General features: G+C 66.6%; 12 protein-coding genes. 7 read left to right on the forward strand and 5 right to left on the reverse strand.

Annotation, left to right across the window (positions count from 1 at the left end; all coding sequences use genetic code 11):
* Positions 1-198 precede the first annotated feature (198 nt).
* On the forward strand, positions 199-1,311 hold the full coding sequence (gene hemE, locus OIN59_RS14195; protein ID WP_274111389.1) for a uroporphyrinogen decarboxylase: 1,113 nt from the start codon (positions 199-201) through the stop codon (positions 1,309-1,311).
* 51 nt (positions 1,312-1,362) lie between these two features.
* Entirely contained in the window at positions 1,363-2,223 is an 861-nt protein-coding gene (locus OIN59_RS14200) for a helix-turn-helix domain-containing protein (RefSeq protein ID WP_274111391.1), read from the forward strand.
* A 26-nt stretch (positions 2,224-2,249) separates the two neighbouring features.
* Here the strand turns inward: OIN59_RS14200 and OIN59_RS14205 are convergent, their stop codons facing one another.
* Positions 2,250-2,711 (reverse strand): NuoB/complex I 20 kDa subunit family protein, encoded by a 462-nt coding sequence (locus OIN59_RS14205; RefSeq protein ID WP_369817519.1) that lies wholly within the window; start codon positions 2,709-2,711, stop codon positions 2,250-2,252.
* An 818-nt stretch (positions 2,712-3,529) separates the two neighbouring features.
* Between OIN59_RS14205 and priA the strand changes: the two genes are divergently transcribed.
* The gene (priA, locus tag OIN59_RS14210; RefSeq protein ID WP_274111668.1) at positions 3,530-5,653 is read left to right on the forward strand and encodes a replication restart helicase PriA; all 2,124 of its coding nucleotides are present in this window, start codon (positions 3,530-3,532) and stop codon (positions 5,651-5,653) included.
* A 91-nt stretch (positions 5,654-5,744) separates the two neighbouring features.
* Here the strand turns inward: priA and OIN59_RS14215 are convergent, their stop codons facing one another.
* The 3 genes from OIN59_RS14215 to OIN59_RS14225 form a co-directional block, all read right to left on the reverse strand.
* Complete coding sequence (locus OIN59_RS14215; protein WP_274111393.1) at positions 5,745-7,706, reverse strand: gamma-glutamyltransferase family protein; 1,962 nt, start codon at positions 7,704-7,706, stop codon at positions 5,745-5,747.
* Positions 7,707-8,062: 356 nt separating this feature from the next.
* Positions 8,063-9,016 (reverse strand): AEC family transporter, encoded by a 954-nt coding sequence (locus tag OIN59_RS14220; RefSeq protein WP_274111395.1) that lies wholly within the window; start codon positions 9,014-9,016, stop codon positions 8,063-8,065.
* A gap of 105 nt (positions 9,017-9,121) precedes the next feature.
* Positions 9,122-10,405, reverse strand: coding sequence for an ABC transporter substrate-binding protein (locus tag OIN59_RS14225; protein ID WP_274111397.1), 1,284 nt, complete (start codon positions 10,403-10,405; stop codon positions 9,122-9,124).
* Positions 10,406-10,743: 338 nt separating this feature from the next.
* Between OIN59_RS14225 and OIN59_RS14230 the strand changes: the two genes are divergently transcribed.
* From OIN59_RS14230 to OIN59_RS14245, 4 genes are all read left to right on the forward strand, one after another.
* Positions 10,744-12,843: an ATP-dependent helicase gene (locus OIN59_RS14230; RefSeq protein WP_274111399.1), complete on the forward strand. Its 2,100-nt coding sequence runs from the start codon at positions 10,744-10,746 to the stop codon at positions 12,841-12,843.
* Positions 12,844-13,024: 181 nt separating this feature from the next.
* Positions 13,025-13,378, forward strand: coding sequence for a hypothetical protein (locus tag OIN59_RS14235; RefSeq protein ID WP_274111401.1), 354 nt, complete (start codon positions 13,025-13,027; stop codon positions 13,376-13,378).
* The gene (locus OIN59_RS14240; protein ID WP_274111410.1) at positions 13,375-14,613 is read left to right on the forward strand and encodes a phospholipase A; all 1,239 of its coding nucleotides are present in this window, start codon (positions 13,375-13,377) and stop codon (positions 14,611-14,613) included. Before OIN59_RS14235 ends, OIN59_RS14240 begins: the two co-directional genes overlap by 4 nt.
* Positions 14,614-14,987: 374 nt before the next feature.
* Positions 14,988-15,374 (forward strand): hypothetical protein, encoded by a 387-nt coding sequence (locus OIN59_RS14245; protein ID WP_274111411.1) that lies wholly within the window; start codon positions 14,988-14,990, stop codon positions 15,372-15,374.
* An 81-nt stretch (positions 15,375-15,455) separates the two neighbouring features.
* Here OIN59_RS14245 and OIN59_RS14250 read toward each other — a convergent pair whose 3' ends face one another.
* Complete coding sequence (locus tag OIN59_RS14250; RefSeq protein ID WP_274111412.1) at positions 15,456-15,935, reverse strand: universal stress protein; 480 nt, start codon at positions 15,933-15,935, stop codon at positions 15,456-15,458.
* Between the last annotated feature and the right edge of the window lie 37 nt (positions 15,936-15,972).

The raw sequence follows: 15,972 nt of genomic DNA on the forward strand, positions 1-15,972 counted from the left end.
GGACCGCAAGGCGTCTTTTCTTGCCAATAGCCGGGCTATTGGCAAGAAAAGCAGCGCAGCGGACCGCCCGAGCCCGCGCTATCACCGGCCGCAGGGCGTTACATGGGCCATCCCTAGAGAAGGGCCGAGGTTTGATCCTGGCCATGACAGCATCATTTCAGCTGCATGGCGCTCCACACGGCCTGCGACAATCGCAGAATGACCTTCGCACCCCTCGCCAACGACACCTTCCTGCGCGCCTGCCGCCGCCAGGCCACCGACTACACGCCCCTTTGGCTGATGCGCCAGGCGGGACGCTATCTGCCTGAATACAAGGCCACGCGCGCCCAGGCGGGTAGCTTCATGGGCCTGGCCACCAATGTGGACTACGCCACCGAAGTGACCCTGCAGCCGCTGGAGCGTTTTCCGCTGGATGCCGCCATTTTGTTCAGCGACATCCTCACCGTGCCCGACGCCATGGGCCTGGGCCTGTCGTTTGCCGAGGGCGAAGGTCCACGCTTTGCCAAGGTGGTGCGCGACGAAGCGGCCGTGGCCGAGCTGGCCGTGCCTGACATGGACAAGCTGCGCTACGTGTTCGACGCCGTCACCAGCATTCGCAAGGCGCTCAATGGGCGTGTTCCTTTGATCGGCTTTTCGGGCAGCCCCTGGACGCTGGCCTGCTACATGGTCGAAGGCAGGGGCAGCGACGACTACCGCCTGGTCAAGAGCCTGATGTACGCGCGCCCGGACCTGATGCACCGCATCCTGGCCGTGAATGCCGACAGCGTGGCAGCGTACCTGAACGCCCAGATTGACGCGGGCGCGCAGGCCGTGATGATTTTTGACAGCTGGGGCGGCGTGCTGGCCGATGGTGCCTTCCAGGAGTTCAGCCTGGCTTACACCAAGCGCGTGCTGGCACAGCTCAAGCGCACCGGCGTGGGTGGCACCGATGTGCCGCGCATCGTCTTCACCAAAGGCGGCGGCATCTGGCTCGACGACATGAAGGACATCGACTGCGAAGTGCTGGGCCTGGACTGGACGGCCAACCTGGGCAAGGCGCGCGCCATCGTCGGCGGGCAAGTCGGCGGCCCCGGCAAGGCGCTGCAGGGCAACATCGACCCCAATGTGCTGTTTGCGCCACCTGCACAGATCGTCACCCAGGTGCATGCCGTGCTCGACAGCTTTGGCACACCGCACACCGACCGCAGCACCACCGGCCCCACCCACATCTTCAACCTGGGCCACGGTATCAGCCAGTTCACGCCGCCCGAGCATGTCGCGGCGCTGGTGGAGGCCGTGCACAACCACTCGCGCGCGCAGCGCCAGGGCTGAGCATCCGAGCGAAGGCCCAGGACAGCCTCCACACAAACCAGTGACAAGGCCATGGCAACGGAGCACCCGATGCCACCTGCGGTGGAGCCCGCCTCGGCCCTGCAAGCCCCGCCCAGTGCGCTCGCGGACTGCGTGCGCGCGTTCTTCTGGCGCGACCTGGGCCGCCAGCCGCCCCACACCCCGGCGGACACGCGCGTGCCACCTAGCCCCTACCCCGGCATCATCTGGCTCACGCGGGGCACGGCCCAACTCGTGGAATGTGCGGGCGCGACCACAGCAGCGGCCATGCCTGCCATCACGCTGTCGGGCGCCCACCGACATCCGTACCACTCGGTCTCCTCCCGTGATGGCGATTCGTTCTGCCTGGCGTTCCAGCCCGGCGCGCTGGGGCTGCTCACCGGGCAGGACCTTGCGCCGCTGACCGACCGGGTCACGGACGCAACGACCTGGCTGCCCGCAGCCTGGCACCCTTTCCTCGCGGCCGTCCACGCGGCGCCCGACCATGGGGTGCGTCAGGCGCTTTGCGCGGACTTCCTGACCCCACGCTGGGCGACCGTGACAGACCGGCATGCCGCCTGGTTGCAGGTGCTGCACCAGGCCTGGCAGCGCGGTGCACGCCAGGCCCTGACTACCACGCTCGGCTGGACGCCCCGGCACCTGCAGCGCCGCACCCGGCAACTGGCGGGCCTGCGGCCTGGCGAGATCGAACGCATGCTGCGCGCCGAACATGCCCTGCTGGCCATGCGCGATGGCAACGCCGGTGCACTTGATGCAGCGCTGCGCCATGGCTACGCTGACCAGGCACACTTCAGCCGCGAGGCGCGTGCCCTGTTTGAAAGGCCCCCGGCGGCGCTCAAGGCCCACACCCGGCGGCCGGGCGACGATGCGGACTGGCTGCTGCGGCGCAGTTGAAGCCGCCGCCCGCTGGGGACTGCCGATTACCGCTGGATCACCTGGGGCCGCTTGATCTTGGCCTGCAGCTGCAGGATGCCGTAGAGCAGCGCCTCGGCCGTGGGCGGGCAGCCGGGCACATACACATCCACGGGCACGATGCGGTCACAACCCCGCACCACCGAATAGCTGTAGTGGTAATAGCCGCCGCCGTTGGCGCATGAGCCCATGGAGATCACGTAGCGCGGCTCGGGCATCTGGTCGTAGACCTTGCGGATGGCGGGCGCCATCTTGTTGGTCAGGGTGCCGGCGACGATCATCAGGTCGCTATGGCGGGGGCTGGAGCGCGGGATGATGCCAAACCGGTCCAAGTCGTAGCGCGCCATGGCGGCATGCATCATCTCGACCGCGCAGCACGCCAGCCCGAAGGTCATGAACCACAGGCTGTCGGTGCGTGCCGCCTGCACCACCTCGTCCAGCCGGGCCAGCACAAAACCGTCGCGCTCCATGGTGGGAGCCTCTGCCATGGGGGAAGAAGAGTAAGTAGCCATGGCGGCATCGTCGCCACAAGCCGTAACGCCGTCTTGAAGCAAAGCGACATGGACCGCCGTGATTCCAGGGACTTCGGGCCCTGCGACAATCCTTGGGCGTTTCGCAGCAGATCCAGCGGCCCGGCAAGCGCACTTATGCACAAAATTGGAGCATCCTCCCGCCCGGCCCGGCTTCAGGCTGTGGCTGGCGAAAAATCCTTGCGAGACCGCTAAGTGATTGATTTGTATGGATTTAGATCGTCTGCTTTTTTGACAGGCAATCCAGCCAAAGCACGGATTGACAAGGACTTGCGGGACAAAACCAAGGGATATCAACAAAGTTATCCACAGGAATTCTGGATTTCTTACAAATACCCTGTTAAATCAAGCACTTGCAGACTACATCGAAGAAGTGCGTGAACATGGGAACACACCGCTAGCACAAAAAGGGGGCTATCTGTCCTCTTGACGAAGTTCAGGTGTCCGACTTATGCACACTTACCGTGATGCAGCGCAGCATGGAGCGGCACAAAGGGCTTAGCACAAAAATCCGGGGTAAATTTCTTCAGATGATTGATTCATAACGATTTTTTTGGTGTGCCGCATTTCCGGGCAATCTGTTCGCAGCCAGTATTCATGCGGCTTGGGCGAGGGTCTGGGCAGGATGTCAACAAAGTTATCCACAGAAATCCGGGATTACTCACACACCCACAACAAATCAAGCACTTAGCCGCCAAAGCTCCAGATCACATCCACACCCTGCACTAAGCCCGCTTCTTGCCTCATAGCTTGTGTCTATCCATTCCGCCATCGTCCACGTTGCCCTGCAGACGCCCTCGCACAGTGGGGTCGGCGACCTGCTGAGCTACGCCAGTGAGCGCCCGCTCCCACCGGGTACGCTGGTGCGCGTGCCCTTGGGCACACGCGAGGTGCTGGGCGTGGTGTGGGATGCGGACGAGGCCACCGGCGAGCTGCCCGACGGCGCCACGCTGCGCCCGATTGCAGGCGTGCTGGACGGCGTGGCGCCCCTGGGCCTGCCCTGGCGGCGCCTGGTGGCCTTTGCGGCACGCTACTACCAGCGCGCCCTGGGCGAAGTGGCCCTGGCCGCCCTGCCCCCCCAGCTGCGCGACCTGCGCCCCGAGCAACTGGCGCGCCGGCTGCGGCGCCCGGCCAAGGGGGCAGGCGACACCTCCGACACTATTGAAAACATAGCACTCACCGCAGAACAGGAAAGCGCCAGGTCCCGAATTTCTTCTGAAAAAGGGCCTTTCCTGCTGTTTGGCAGCACCGGCAGCGGCAAGACCGAGGTGTATCTGCGTTGCGTGCAGGAGATGCTGGAGGCCGACCCCACCGCACAGGCGCTGGTCATGGTGCCCGAGATCAACCTCACACCACAGCTGGAGGAGCGCTTTGTGGGCCGCTTTGCGCCGCGCTTCGGCCCCGGCGCCGTGGTGTCGCTGCACAGCGGCATGACGAACCCGCAGCGCCTAGCCAGCTGGCTGGCAGCCCACAGCGGCAGCGCGCGCATCGTGCTGGGCACGCGCATGGCGGTGTTTGCCAGCTTGCCAGGGCTGAAACTCATCGTGGTCGATGAAGAACACGACCCCAGCTACAAGCAGCAGGAGGGCGCGCGCTACTCGGCCCGCGACCTGGCCATCTGGCGCGGGCGCGAGCAGGACGCCAAGGTCATCCTGGGTTCGGCCACGCCGTCGCTGGAGAGCTGGTACGCCAGCCGCCCACCCACGGCCGACGACCCCGAGGGCGGCCGCTATGTGCGGCTGCACATGCCCAGCCGCATCGGTGCCGGTGCCCTGGCCCGCGTGCGCCGGGTGGACATGAACCAGCAGCCCCGCCGCACGGTCTTCAGCGCGCCGCTGCTGCAGGCCATCACCGAACGCGTGGCGCGCGGCGAGCAGAGCATGATTTTGCTGAACCGCCGGGGCTACGCCCCCGTGCTGCACTGCGTGGACTGCGGCTGGAAAAGCGACTGCCCGCACTGCAGCGCCCACCAGGTGTTCCATAAGACCGACCGCACCCTGCGCTGCCACCACTGCGGCTACACCGTGCGCGTGCCCTACCACTGCCCCACCTGTGGCAGCCCCGACATCCACCCCATGGGCCGGGGCACCGAGCAGTTGGAGGAGCAACTGGGCGACCTGCTGCGTGAGGTGCTGCGGCCCGACCGCACGCCCGCGCGCATCGCCCGCATCGACGCCGACACCACCAAGGCCAAGGGAGCGCTGGAGGCCCAGCTGGCGCAGGTGCATTCGGGCGAGGTGGATGTGCTGGTGGGCACGCAGATGATCGCCAAAGGGCACGACTTTCGGCGCATCACGCTGGTGGCCGCGGTGCAGCCCGATGGCGCGCTGTTCAGCAGCGACTTCCGCGCGGCCGAGCGGCTGTTTGCGCTGCTGATGCAGGCGGCGGGCCGGGCGGGGCGCGATGCGGCCTACATGGCCGCACAAGGCACACCGTGTGAGATGTGGGTGCAGAGTTTTCACCCCAAACATGCCGTGTTCGAGGCGCTGCGCACCCACGACTACGAGGCTTTTGCCGCCCAGCAGCTCAAGGAGCGCGAGGAGGCCGCCATGCCGCCGTTCTCGTACCAGGCACTGGTGCGGGCCGATGCGCGCACGCAGGAAGTGGCGCAGGGTTTTCTGTCAGCAGCCACCGCCGCCGCCCACGCCGCGCAGTTGCCGGGGCTGCTGGATGGCACGGTCGTCCTGTTCCCACCCGTGCCGCTCACCGTCCAGCGCGTGGCCAATGTGGAGCGTGCCCAGATGCTGATGGAAAGCAGCAGCCGCGCCACCCTGCAGCGTTTTCTGGCCGCGTGGCAGCCGGTGTTGCAAGCCACGCGCAGCCAGCCGGAGCACAAGGGGCTGGTCCGCTGGCTGGTGGATGTAGACCCGCTGGCGATCTGAACCGCGCCCGCACGGGTCGTGTGGCGGCCCAAAAACAACGGGGGCTGCGCCGTTGACGCAGCCCCCGCCTTACCCGAGCCTGGTACGCCGACTACAGCGCGCCGTCGCCCAGCACAATGCCCTCACGGCGGGGGTCCACGCCACCCTCCAGGCGGGTCTGGCCGTTGCGGTTGACCCGCATGATGGTGGACACACCGCTCGACTGCGCGGCGTTGTTCACCGTGTGGCCCTTGGCCTTGAGACCATCGATCAGCCCGGTGAGGTCCAGCGCGGTGTTGGCGCCGTCCACATTGGTGGTGGCGCTGTTGGTGGCACCAAAGTTCACGAGCGAGGTGGCCTGCTGGGCGTCCAGGTTCCAATCCACCGCGCCGACCACGGTCTTGAGCACGTACTGGATGATGGTGCCGCCGCCGGGCGAGCCCGTGGCCATCACGAAGTCACCCAGCTCCGTGCCCTTGAACACCAGCGTGGGCGCCATGGTGCTGCGGGGACGCTTGCCAGGAGCCACGCGGTTGGCAATGGGCACACCGGCGCTGTCTGCGGGCTGGGCCGAGAAGTCCGTGAGCTGGTTGGTCAGCAAAAAGCCGCCCACCATGTGGTACGAGCCCATGCTCGATTCGACCGTGGAGGTCATCGACACCACGTTGCCGTAGGCATCCACGATGGAGAAGTGCGTGGTGCCGTACTCCACTGTTTTGTCCACACCCAGCGGCACGTCGCCCAGCGCACCGGCCGACACCACGCCCAGCGACTTGCCGTCCGGCTGGATCAGCGCTGCGCGCTGCTTCAGGTAGGCCTTGTCCAGCATGGTGGACACGCCCTTGCCAGGCAGCGGGATGAAGTCGGTATCCGCCACGTACTTGTCGCGGTCGGCATAGGCGAGGCGCTCGGCCTCGGACACCAGGTGCACGCCCATCACGCTGGGCACGCCGCCCTCGTTGGCGGGGTTGGTGGGGCCGTACTTGGACAGGTCGAAGTTCTCCAGAATGCCCAGCGACTGCGCGATGGCGATGCCGCCTGACGACGGCGGCGACATGGTGCACACGTAGTAGCTGGCACGGTAGGTGGTGCACACCGGCTCGCGCTTCTTGGCCTGGTAGTTCTTGAGGTCGTTCAACGTCATCAGGCTGGGGGTGATGGGCGTCTTGGCCGCATCGTCGCCCACCGCCTGGGCCGCCTTGGCCACGATGGCCTGGGCCATGGGGCCCGAGTACATGGCATCGGCCCCGCCGCTGGCCAGCGCGCGCAGCGACTGGGCGTAGGGCAGGTTGGTTGTCACCGTGCCACTGGCCTTGGGCGTGCCGTCGGCGTTGAAGTACGCGGCCACGGCGTTGGCGTCCAGCGCCAGGCTGCTGGCACTGCCGCTGATGGCCGAGCCCATGCGGGTCGGGATCTTGTAGCCGTTGGTGGCCAGGTTGACGCCCTCGTTGAACAGCTGGCCCCACGCCAGCTTGCCGTGCTCCTTGTGGGCCATGTCCAGCATGCGCATCACGCCAGGCACGCCGATGGAGCGGCCGCTGCGGCGGGCACTGGGCACGGGCGCGGGGGACAACGCATCGCCCTGCTCCTGCCGCACCAGATAGTAGCCATTGGCGGCGGCAGGCGCGGTTTCACGGCCGTCGTAGGCCACCACCTTCTTGGTCGTTGCGTCGTAATACATCATGAAGGCGCTGCCCGCGATGGTGCTGGACTGCGGCTCCACCAGGCCCAGCACGGCCTGCACGGCCACGGCCGCATCTACGGCCGTGCCACCGGCCTTGAGCACGTCGCACCCGGCCTTGGTGGCCAGCGGGGTGTTGGCCACCACCATGTACTTGCTGGACTGCTTGGCCTTGTAGCCCAGGCGGTAGCCCGATGCGGCCTCCGGCGCAGCCGGGTCGCCCGCCACGCCAGAGCCCACCACCACGGCCGAGCCGGAGCTGGACACCACCGAGCAGCTCTGCGCATTGTTGTCCACGGCCAGGTCGTTGTCCGAACCGCTGCCGCAGCCCGAAAGCACCAACGCCAAGGCCACGGGCGTCAGCGCCCAGAGCCGGATGTTCCTCTTGCTCATGTTGAATCTCCAGTTGTTGTCCGTTCGTGGGCACCCATTGACCACACAGCATCGTCCGCGCAAAAAGCATGCCGTGTCGAATGTTTTTTCGTGCCGATTTCTCCATGCAGCCATCTCTGGAAGGCAATGGCGCGGGGTGAAGGCGGCTGCCCGGCTGCTTTTCCGGCCACGTTTGGGACCAAGGCAGACAGGGAAAATTTAGCCAAATTGGCTTGTAGCGCTTTTTGTATAAAGCGCTAGCAGCTATCATTTTTGACATTTCAAACCTACGCGCAGGCTGAGCGGCCGCGTGTACCTGGCAGGGTGCAAGACACCCCCGGTGGCCCGGCGGCGCCGAACGCCACCGGCCTCGCAGCTCAGGTCAGCAGTGCCACGGCCGCAGAGAAGCTCAAAAACGCCAGCGCCGTGGACACCAGAATGATGCGCGCTACCCGCCCGTTGTTGGCGCCGAACTTCTCGGCCAGCAGCGACACATTGCTGGCGCTGGGCAGCGCCGCCAGCAGCACCAGCACCGTCAGCGCAAAGGGCGTGAGCGGCACCCCCAGGGCCATCGCCGCCGTGCCCGCGCCCCACACCAGCAGCGGGTGCACCAACAGCTTGGCCAGCGCCACCGGCACATAGTCGCGTGCGGGCACCTGCTCGTGCTCGTTCATCTGCGAACGGGCCAGCACCGCGCCAATGGTGAACAGCGCCACGGGCGAGGCAGCATCGGCCAGCATGGCCACCGTCTTGTCGACCGGCCCCGGCAGCTTGAACTGCAGGGCCGATGCGAGCGCCCCCAGTGCAATCGACCACGGCATGGGGTTGGTGGCCATGCCCTTGAAGGCGTTCCTCAGCGCCACGCCCACGCCGTGGGTGCCCGCGCCATCGAGGCGCGAGAGCGCAATGCACAGCGAACTGGTGATGACCATGTCCACCACGATGGTGACGATGGCCGGGCCCGCACTCTGGGCACCCAGCAAGGCCACCAACAGCGGCACGCCCATGAAGCCCGTATTGGGAAACGCCGCCACCAGCGCGCCAAAGGCTGCGTCGTTCCAGCCAATGCGCGCATTGCGCGTGAGGGCCACGGTGGCACCCACCATCACCAGAGCACACAGCACATAGACGCCCGCCACAGCAGGGTCCAGCAGTTGCCCGATGGGCGTGCTGGCACCAAAGCGATACAGCATGCAGGGCAGCGCAAAGTACAGCACGAAGGCGTTGAGCCCCGGAATGGCGGGCTGGGGCAACACGCCACGGCGCGCGGCGAGGTAGCCGCAGAGCACGAGCGCGAAGAAGGGGAAGGTGATGAGAAGGACGGAGAGCACGGCCCGATTGTCCTGGTTGCGCCTGCGGCCAGGGCCTGCAGCGCCCGGGGTGGTCAGCGCAAAGTCAGGTGGGTGGGCTCGTGGCTGGCGAGCGCAGACACCGGGTCATTGCTTGCGCTGGATGATGAGGTTGCGCTTGGCGTCCTCGGGGTAGGCAAAGGTGATGGCGCCGTTCTTCACCAGACCGATCACCAGCATGTTGCGCGTGATGGCGTCCTTGTCCTGCACGCTGAACGGCTTTTCGTAGGTCGAGACCACGCCGTAGTAGGTCTTCATCTTGCCCTCCAGCGACTCCTTGATGGCCTTGCCAGTGAGGTTGCCGTCGCGGATGCCCAGGAACGAGTACATCAGCAGGTAGGTGGCGTCGTAGGCGTTGGCGGCGGCCATGGGCACGGCCACCTTGCGCTGGTATTTGCGCGAGTAGCTCGACAAAAAGGACGCCCGGCGCTCGTTGCTGGGCTCGGCGATGAAGGTCTGCACCATGAGCGCGCCCTCGGCAGCATCCTTGGCGCCCTCCAGGAAAAACGGGAACGACAGCGGCCAGGCGCCCACCTGGGGCACCTTCCAGCCCAGCGCCTTCTTGCCGTTGGCGATGACGGCGTTTTCGGGGCCCACGGTGTAGCTGTAGATCACATTGGCGCCCGCGTTGCGCGCCGCAGCGAGTTCGGCGGTGAGGTCCTTCACGCCCAGGTCGAAGCGGGCCACGTGCACGGGCTTGAGGTTCTTGGCGGCCAGCGCCGCCACCACGTCGTCGTGGCCACCCTCGCCATAGCCTGTCTTGTCGGCAAAGATGGCCACCTTGTCCCAGCCTCGCTTGACGATGTCGTCCACCATGAAGGGGGCCTGCAACGCATCGCGGGCCTGCACACGAAAGATGTAGCTGTCGGCGGGGGGGTATTTGGTGGTGACCGCCGTGCCCGTGGAGCAGGGCACGATGAGCGGGCTCTTGGCGTCCTGAAACAGGTCGATGGCCTTGAGCGCCACGCCGGTGTTGCAAAAGCCGATGGTGGCGACGACTTTGTCGGCCAGCAGCTCCTGCGACACCTTGCGCCCCTGGTCGGGGTTGGCGGCATCGTCCTTCACCACCAGCTCCAGCGGCCGGCCCAGGTAACCGCCCACGGCATTGATCTCGTCCACCGCCAGCTTGATGCCGTTGAGCATGGGCACGCCAAAGTCGGCCGACGGCCCGGTGAACGGCCCCACCACACCGATGCGCACGGGGGTGTTACCGCCGATCTGCGCTTGCGCCAGCCCCGGCAGCAACGCCGCGCCCGCCAGTATCCCGGCGGCCACCCATGCGGTCCATGCGGGCAGCGGCAGACGGCGGCTCGGTCGGGGGGCAGCGGCTGCGGCAGTCGCAGCGGTGGAAGGCAGGGTGGCAGGGTTCATGGCGGGGCTCGATTCACAACACTCCCCTCCCGACAAGGGGGAGGGACTCGCAAACCAGTATCAAATTGTGAAAACAAAGCCCCTAGCGGGGTTTCCCGGAGCACGGGGCCCACACGGTGGTCCGGGGGACGCTCCCGTCAGCAGCCCGTCAGGCGTCGGGCGCGCATGGGCGGGGGGCAGGAGCCGATGCCCTCGCCCCGCAGCTGCCGCAGGCGCGCCGGTATCATTGCGCCCTTGCGCTGCACACCTCCCTGGTTTGCACCCCGCGCCCGTGGCGCCCCCAGCCCCGCGCCCTGCCCGGTTCCCTCCCTTCGCCTCTCTCTGCCCTCGCCTTCTCCATGTCTGCCGGTCTCAATCTCGCCCAGCTCCAGGCTGTTCACTACACCGACGGGGCCTGCCTCGTCCTGGCTGGCGCAGGCTCGGGCAAGACACGGGTGATCACGATGAAGATCGCCCACATGATCGAAAAGGGCATGGAGCCCAAGCGCATTGCGGCCATCACCTTCACCAACAAGGCCGCCGCCGAAATGCGCGAACGCGCCAAGGGCCTGATCGGGCGCCGCGCCAAGGATGTGCTGGTGTGCACCTTCCACGCCCTGGGGGTGCGCATGGTGCGCGAGGATGGCAACGTGCTGGGCCTCAAGCCCCAGTTCAGCATCCTCGATGCCGACGACGTGACGGGCATCCTGAAGGAAGCCTCGGGCGGCACCACCGACATGGCCACCGCGCGCCAGTGGCAGTGGGTGATCAGCAAGTGGAAGAACATGGGCCTGACCTCCGAGCAGGCGCTGGCCCAGGCGGCCGACGACAACGAACGCATCATCGCCACGCTGATGGCGCGCTACGAAGAGCGCCTGGCGGCCTACCAGAGCGTGGACTTTGACGACCTGATCGGCATGCCGCTGCGCCTGCTGCGCGACTTCCCGGAAGTGCGCGCCAAGTGGCAGGCCGCGCTGTCGCATGTGCTGGTGGACGAGTACCAGGACACCAATGCCACGCAGTACGAACTGCTCAAGCTGCTGGTGGGCGAGAAGGGCCATTTCACCGCCGTGGGCGACGACGACCAGTCCATCTACGGCTGGCGCGGCGCCACGCTGGACAACCTGAAAAAGCTGCCCATCGACTTCCCGCACCTCAAGGTCATCAAGCTGGAGCAGAACTACCGCTCCACCAGCGCCATCCTGCGCGCGGCCAACAACGTGATCGGGCCCAACCCCAAGCTGTTCCCCAAGACCCTGTTCAGCGAACTGGGCGAGGGCGAGCCCGTGCGTGTGGTGGACGCCGACAACGAGGAGCACGAGGCCGAACGCGCTGTGGCGCGCATCCAGAGCCTGCGCGCCGCCAGCAACCCGCCGCCGGACTGGAAGAGTTTTGCCATCTTGTACCGCGCCAACCATCAGGCCAAGCCGTTCGAGAAAGCGCTGCGCAAGGCCAACGTGCCTTACAAGGTCTCGGGCGGCACCAGCTTTTTTGACCGCGCCGAAATCAAGGACCTGTGCGCCTGGTTTCGCCTGTGGATCAACAACGACGACGACCCGGCGTTTTTGCGCGCCATCACCACGCCCAAGCGCGGCATTGGCCACACCACGCTAGCATCGCTGGGGGCCTTTGCCACCCAGCACAAGCAGAGCATGTTTGGCGCGCTGTTCAACGGCATGCTGCCTGCGGCGATCCCGAAACGTGCGATGGACGGCCTGCACGAGTTCGGCCGCTACATCAACTACCTGGAGTACAGCGCGCGTCGCACACACGGCGCCGAGGATGCCCGCACGTTTCTGAACGACTGGCTCAAGGAAATCGGCTACGAGCAGCACCTGTACGACAACGAAGACAGCGAGAAGGTGGCCGCTGCCCGCTGGAGCAACGTGATGGAGTTCTGCGACTGGATGGCGCAGCGCGCAGGCGGCCAGATCGACGACACGGCGGGCGCCGTGGTGGCCAAGGAGACCAAGAGCCTGCTGGAGGTGTCGCAGACCATTGCGCTCTTGTCCACCATCAGCGAGCGCGAGCAGGAGCAGGACATGGTCACGCTCTCGACCCTGCACGCCAGCAAGGGGCTGGAGTGGCCGCATGTGGTGCTGGTGGGCGTGACCGAGGGCATGCTGCCCTTCAAGCTCGACGACGACGAAGGCCGCCAGCAGAAGGTGAGCGACGACACGCTGCAGCGCCTGCAGGAAGAGCGCCGCCTGATGTACGTGGGCATCACCCGCGCCCAGCGCACCCTGGCCGTGAGCTGGACCAAGCGCCGCAAGAAGGGCCGTGAAATGGTGGCCGCGCAGCCCAGCCGCTTCATCGCCGAGATGGGCCTGGACAAAACCACCGCCCGCGAAGACCCGCGCGCAAAGCTCAAGGCCCTGCGCGCCGAATTTGCCGCCAAGGCCCAGGCCACCACCGCTGCCAATGCGGCTGCGACCAACAACCCGGCGCCCACGGCCTGAGAGGGCGCGCACCATGGCAACACACCCCGCCACCACCCACTCCGCGCCCCGCCCTACAGCACCGCTTGCCCGCAGCGCCTGGTGGTTTGCTATGTTTTTTGCAGCTATCAGCGCTTATCCTACAAGCGCCACAAGCCAAAACAACCCACAATCCACAACGGCGTGCCCGGTTGCGGCAGACATGGGCCACCAGCACCTGCAGGGCCAGTGGCGCGCCGAGCTGCAGGCCCCTGCGCCGGGAGACAAGCCCACTACGGCCACGCTGCAACTGGGCCCGCACCCCGAGCTGACGCAGAGCGTGCGGGGCACCGTGGTGCGCAGCGGCACCACCGCCCAGGTCAGTGGTGACGTCGATGGCGGCGACCTGACCCTGGAAGAATCGATCAACGGCACCAACATCAGCGCCACCTGGACAGGCCAGGTGGTCGATGGAAGTTGCGGCAAGGAAATACGCGGAACATGGAACAACGCCCACCCCACCCCCACCACACCGTCGGCACCGTTTGTGTTGCGCAAACAGGCGGCCTGGCAATGACCTCCGTGGCTCGGGCCGCCTCCACGCCCCGGCTGCAACACACCCTGGCACTGCTGCTGGCGGCGCTGGCCCCGGCCGGTGCAGCCCTGGCGCAATCATCCGCACCTGCAGCCACCGGCGCAGCGGTGAGCCCCGACGCCGCCCTGCGCCGCTGCACGGCACTGTCGAGCGACAACCAGGCGCGCCTGGCCTGCTTTGATGCCTGGGCGGCCGAACAGGCCCAGACCACCCCGGCCAGTGCGCAAGCCTGGCAAGCCCCGGCAGCATCGGCATCGGCCAACGCCAGCAGCACGGCCTCCTCGTCGGCCATGCCACCGCCCGTGGACACCACGTTGCCCGCCACCCGCGTCATCGACGTGGCGCGCACCGAGGGCTGCCGCGACCCGCAGTACAGCGACCTGTCGCGCTTTTGGGAGCTGGAGACCGGCTCGGACTGCGGCACGTTCAGCTTCCGGGGCTACCGGCCCATCACGGTGTCGGTGGTGGCATCGAGCAACGTGAACCGCCAGCCCACGTCGGATGCCGACGGCAACTCGGCCACCGAGTCCACCCCTTACCGCCGCACCGAAAACCGCATCCAGCTGTCCGTGCGCACCAAGGTGGCCCAGGGCCTGCTCACGCAGGGCCACCCCACGCTCAAGGACTCGCTGTGGTTTGGCTACACGCAGCAGTCGTACTGGCAGCTGTTCACGCCCGAGATCTCGCGCCCCTTCCGCGCCACCGACCACGAGCCCGAGCTGATGTACGTCTACCCCACCACGGCGCAACTGCCGTTGGGCTGGAAGTGGCGCTACAGCGGCATCGGCCTGGTGCACCAGTCCAACGGCCAGAGCAAGCCCCTGTCGCGCAGCTGGAACCGCGCCTACCTGATGACCGGCATGGAGCTGGACAACCGCTTCAGCGTGACTGCCCGCATCTGGAAGCGCATCCCCGAGAGCGCGGGCAGCGACGACAACCCCGGCATCAGCGACTACATCGGCCGGGGCGAGCTGTCGCTGCTGTGGAACGTGAACAAGGACAACACCCTGGGTGCCACGGTGCGCCACACGCTGGCCAGCAGCGACCGGGGCTCGGTGCGCGTGGAGTGGCTGCAGGCCCTGGGCACCGGTCTTTTCGGCAGCAAGAGCAACCTGCGCCTGCACACCTCGCTGTTCAGCGGCTATGGCGACAGCATGATCGACTACAACCGCAAGCGCACCGTGTTCAGCGTGGGGTTGAGTCTGGTGGACTTCTAGCAGGGACATCCCCCTGAGGCGCTGCGCGCCTTCACCCCTTCTCTCGAATGGCTGCGCCATTCGGGAAGGGGGACGACGCCCTCGCTGCGGGGCGGCCCTGGCTTGGCGTCCCTCGCGTCTCGGCCGCACCAGTTTTGGGCGCAGCGGCCGATGTTGATCTGCGCAGGCTCAAAGCCCGGGCTCTTAATCACAATTAGTTACGACATCATCCTCAAGTTCGGCGAGATGGCGCCGACAGGCCGCCACAATGGCACGCGCACCAAAACCGGCGTGGCCCCAGTGGGAGGCGTTCAAAAAGAGCCCCTTTCCCACCGTTTTACCTGCCATTGCCTGCCGCGTGCCCCTCGACAATGCCGACAAAGAGGAACACACCCATGGACATGCAATACCAGCTCAAGGCAGGCAGCTACTACCTGTATGACATGCGCGAGACGCCCAGCGCCGTGACGGGTGAACGCCGCTTCAAGCTCAAGACCGACACGGTGGCCATTGCGTTCGATGTGCACACGGGTGAGGTGCACCAGCACGGCAGCCCCACGCGCATCCAGTCGTGGGCCAACAACACGCGCCGCCGCCTGCGGGCCGCAGGAGCGCAAGACGTGGCCAACGACATCGTGGTGGTGTCAGGCCCGTTGCCGGTGGACGAGCTCAACAAATGCCTGTGGGTGCGCGGCTATGTGCGCCGCATGTTCTCGCGCCTAGCCACCCTGCCCCATGGCAAGCTGCAGCGACCCTCGGAACCGTTTCGCAAGGCGGCCTGAACCGGGCAGCCTTTCTCAAAGACTCCCCTCAGGGCCGCACGCAGCGGCCCTTTTCTTTTCTGGGAGCGCCCCCCAAAGGGCTCAGGCCTCTGTGTCCTCGGCCACGTCGCTGCTTGCGCTCTCCAGCACCTCGGCGTGTTTGACGATGGTTACGGGCACCGGGCTGGCGTGGGCCACCTCTTGCGACACCGACCCCAGCAGCGCGCTGGAGATGGCGCCCTGGCCCTTGGCGCCGATGATGACCATGTCGCAGCCCGAGCGCTCGATCATGTCCACCAGCGTGTGCGCCACATCACCCACGCCCACATCGGTTTCGTAAACCACCCCGGCTGCGTCGAGCAACGCCCGCGCCGATGCCATCAGGTGCTCACCTGCCTCCAGGCTGGCGGCGGCAATCAGGTCGGGGTCGCGGGTGGTGACCAGTTCGTACAGCGTGGCGGGCTCCTGCACGTTGGCCAGCACCATCGTGGCCTGGAGCCCCTGGCGCACCAGGGCCAATGCGTGGTGCACGCCGTCCAGGGAGAGTTCGGAGCCGTCCACGGCGATGAGTATCTTGAGCATGGGGTTCTCCTTGAGTCAGTGAAGACCAGTGTAGCGA

This window comes from Acidovorax benzenivorans, assembly GCF_028680575.1.
In the GTDB taxonomy this organism is placed as follows: domain Bacteria; phylum Pseudomonadota; class Gammaproteobacteria; order Burkholderiales; family Burkholderiaceae_C; genus Acidovorax; species Acidovorax benzenivorans.

Coding starts and splice junctions, on each gene's coding strand:
- hemE (WP_274111389.1), top strand. CDS start 199: ATGACCTTCGCACCCCTCGCCAACGACACCTTCCTGCGCGCCTGCCGC.
- OIN59_RS14200 (WP_274111391.1), top strand. CDS start 1,363: ATGGCAACGGAGCACCCGATGCCACCTGCGGTGGAGCCCGCCTCGGCC.
- OIN59_RS14205 (WP_369817519.1), bottom strand. CDS start 2,711: ATGGAGCGCGACGGTTTTGTGCTGGCCCGGCTGGACGAGGTGGTGCAG.
- OIN59_RS14215 (WP_274111393.1), bottom strand. CDS start 7,706: ATGAGCAAGAGGAACATCCGGCTCTGGGCGCTGACGCCCGTGGCCTTG.
- OIN59_RS14225 (WP_274111397.1), bottom strand. CDS start 10,405: ATGAACCCTGCCACCCTGCCTTCCACCGCTGCGACTGCCGCAGCCGCT.
- OIN59_RS14230 (WP_274111399.1), top strand. CDS start 10,744: ATGTCTGCCGGTCTCAATCTCGCCCAGCTCCAGGCTGTTCACTACACC.
- OIN59_RS14235 (WP_274111401.1), top strand. CDS start 13,025: ATGGGCCACCAGCACCTGCAGGGCCAGTGGCGCGCCGAGCTGCAGGCC.
- OIN59_RS14240 (WP_274111410.1), top strand. CDS start 13,375: ATGACCTCCGTGGCTCGGGCCGCCTCCACGCCCCGGCTGCAACACACC.
- OIN59_RS14245 (WP_274111411.1), top strand. CDS start 14,988: ATGGACATGCAATACCAGCTCAAGGCAGGCAGCTACTACCTGTATGAC.
- OIN59_RS14250 (WP_274111412.1), bottom strand. CDS start 15,935: ATGCTCAAGATACTCATCGCCGTGGACGGCTCCGAACTCTCCCTGGAC.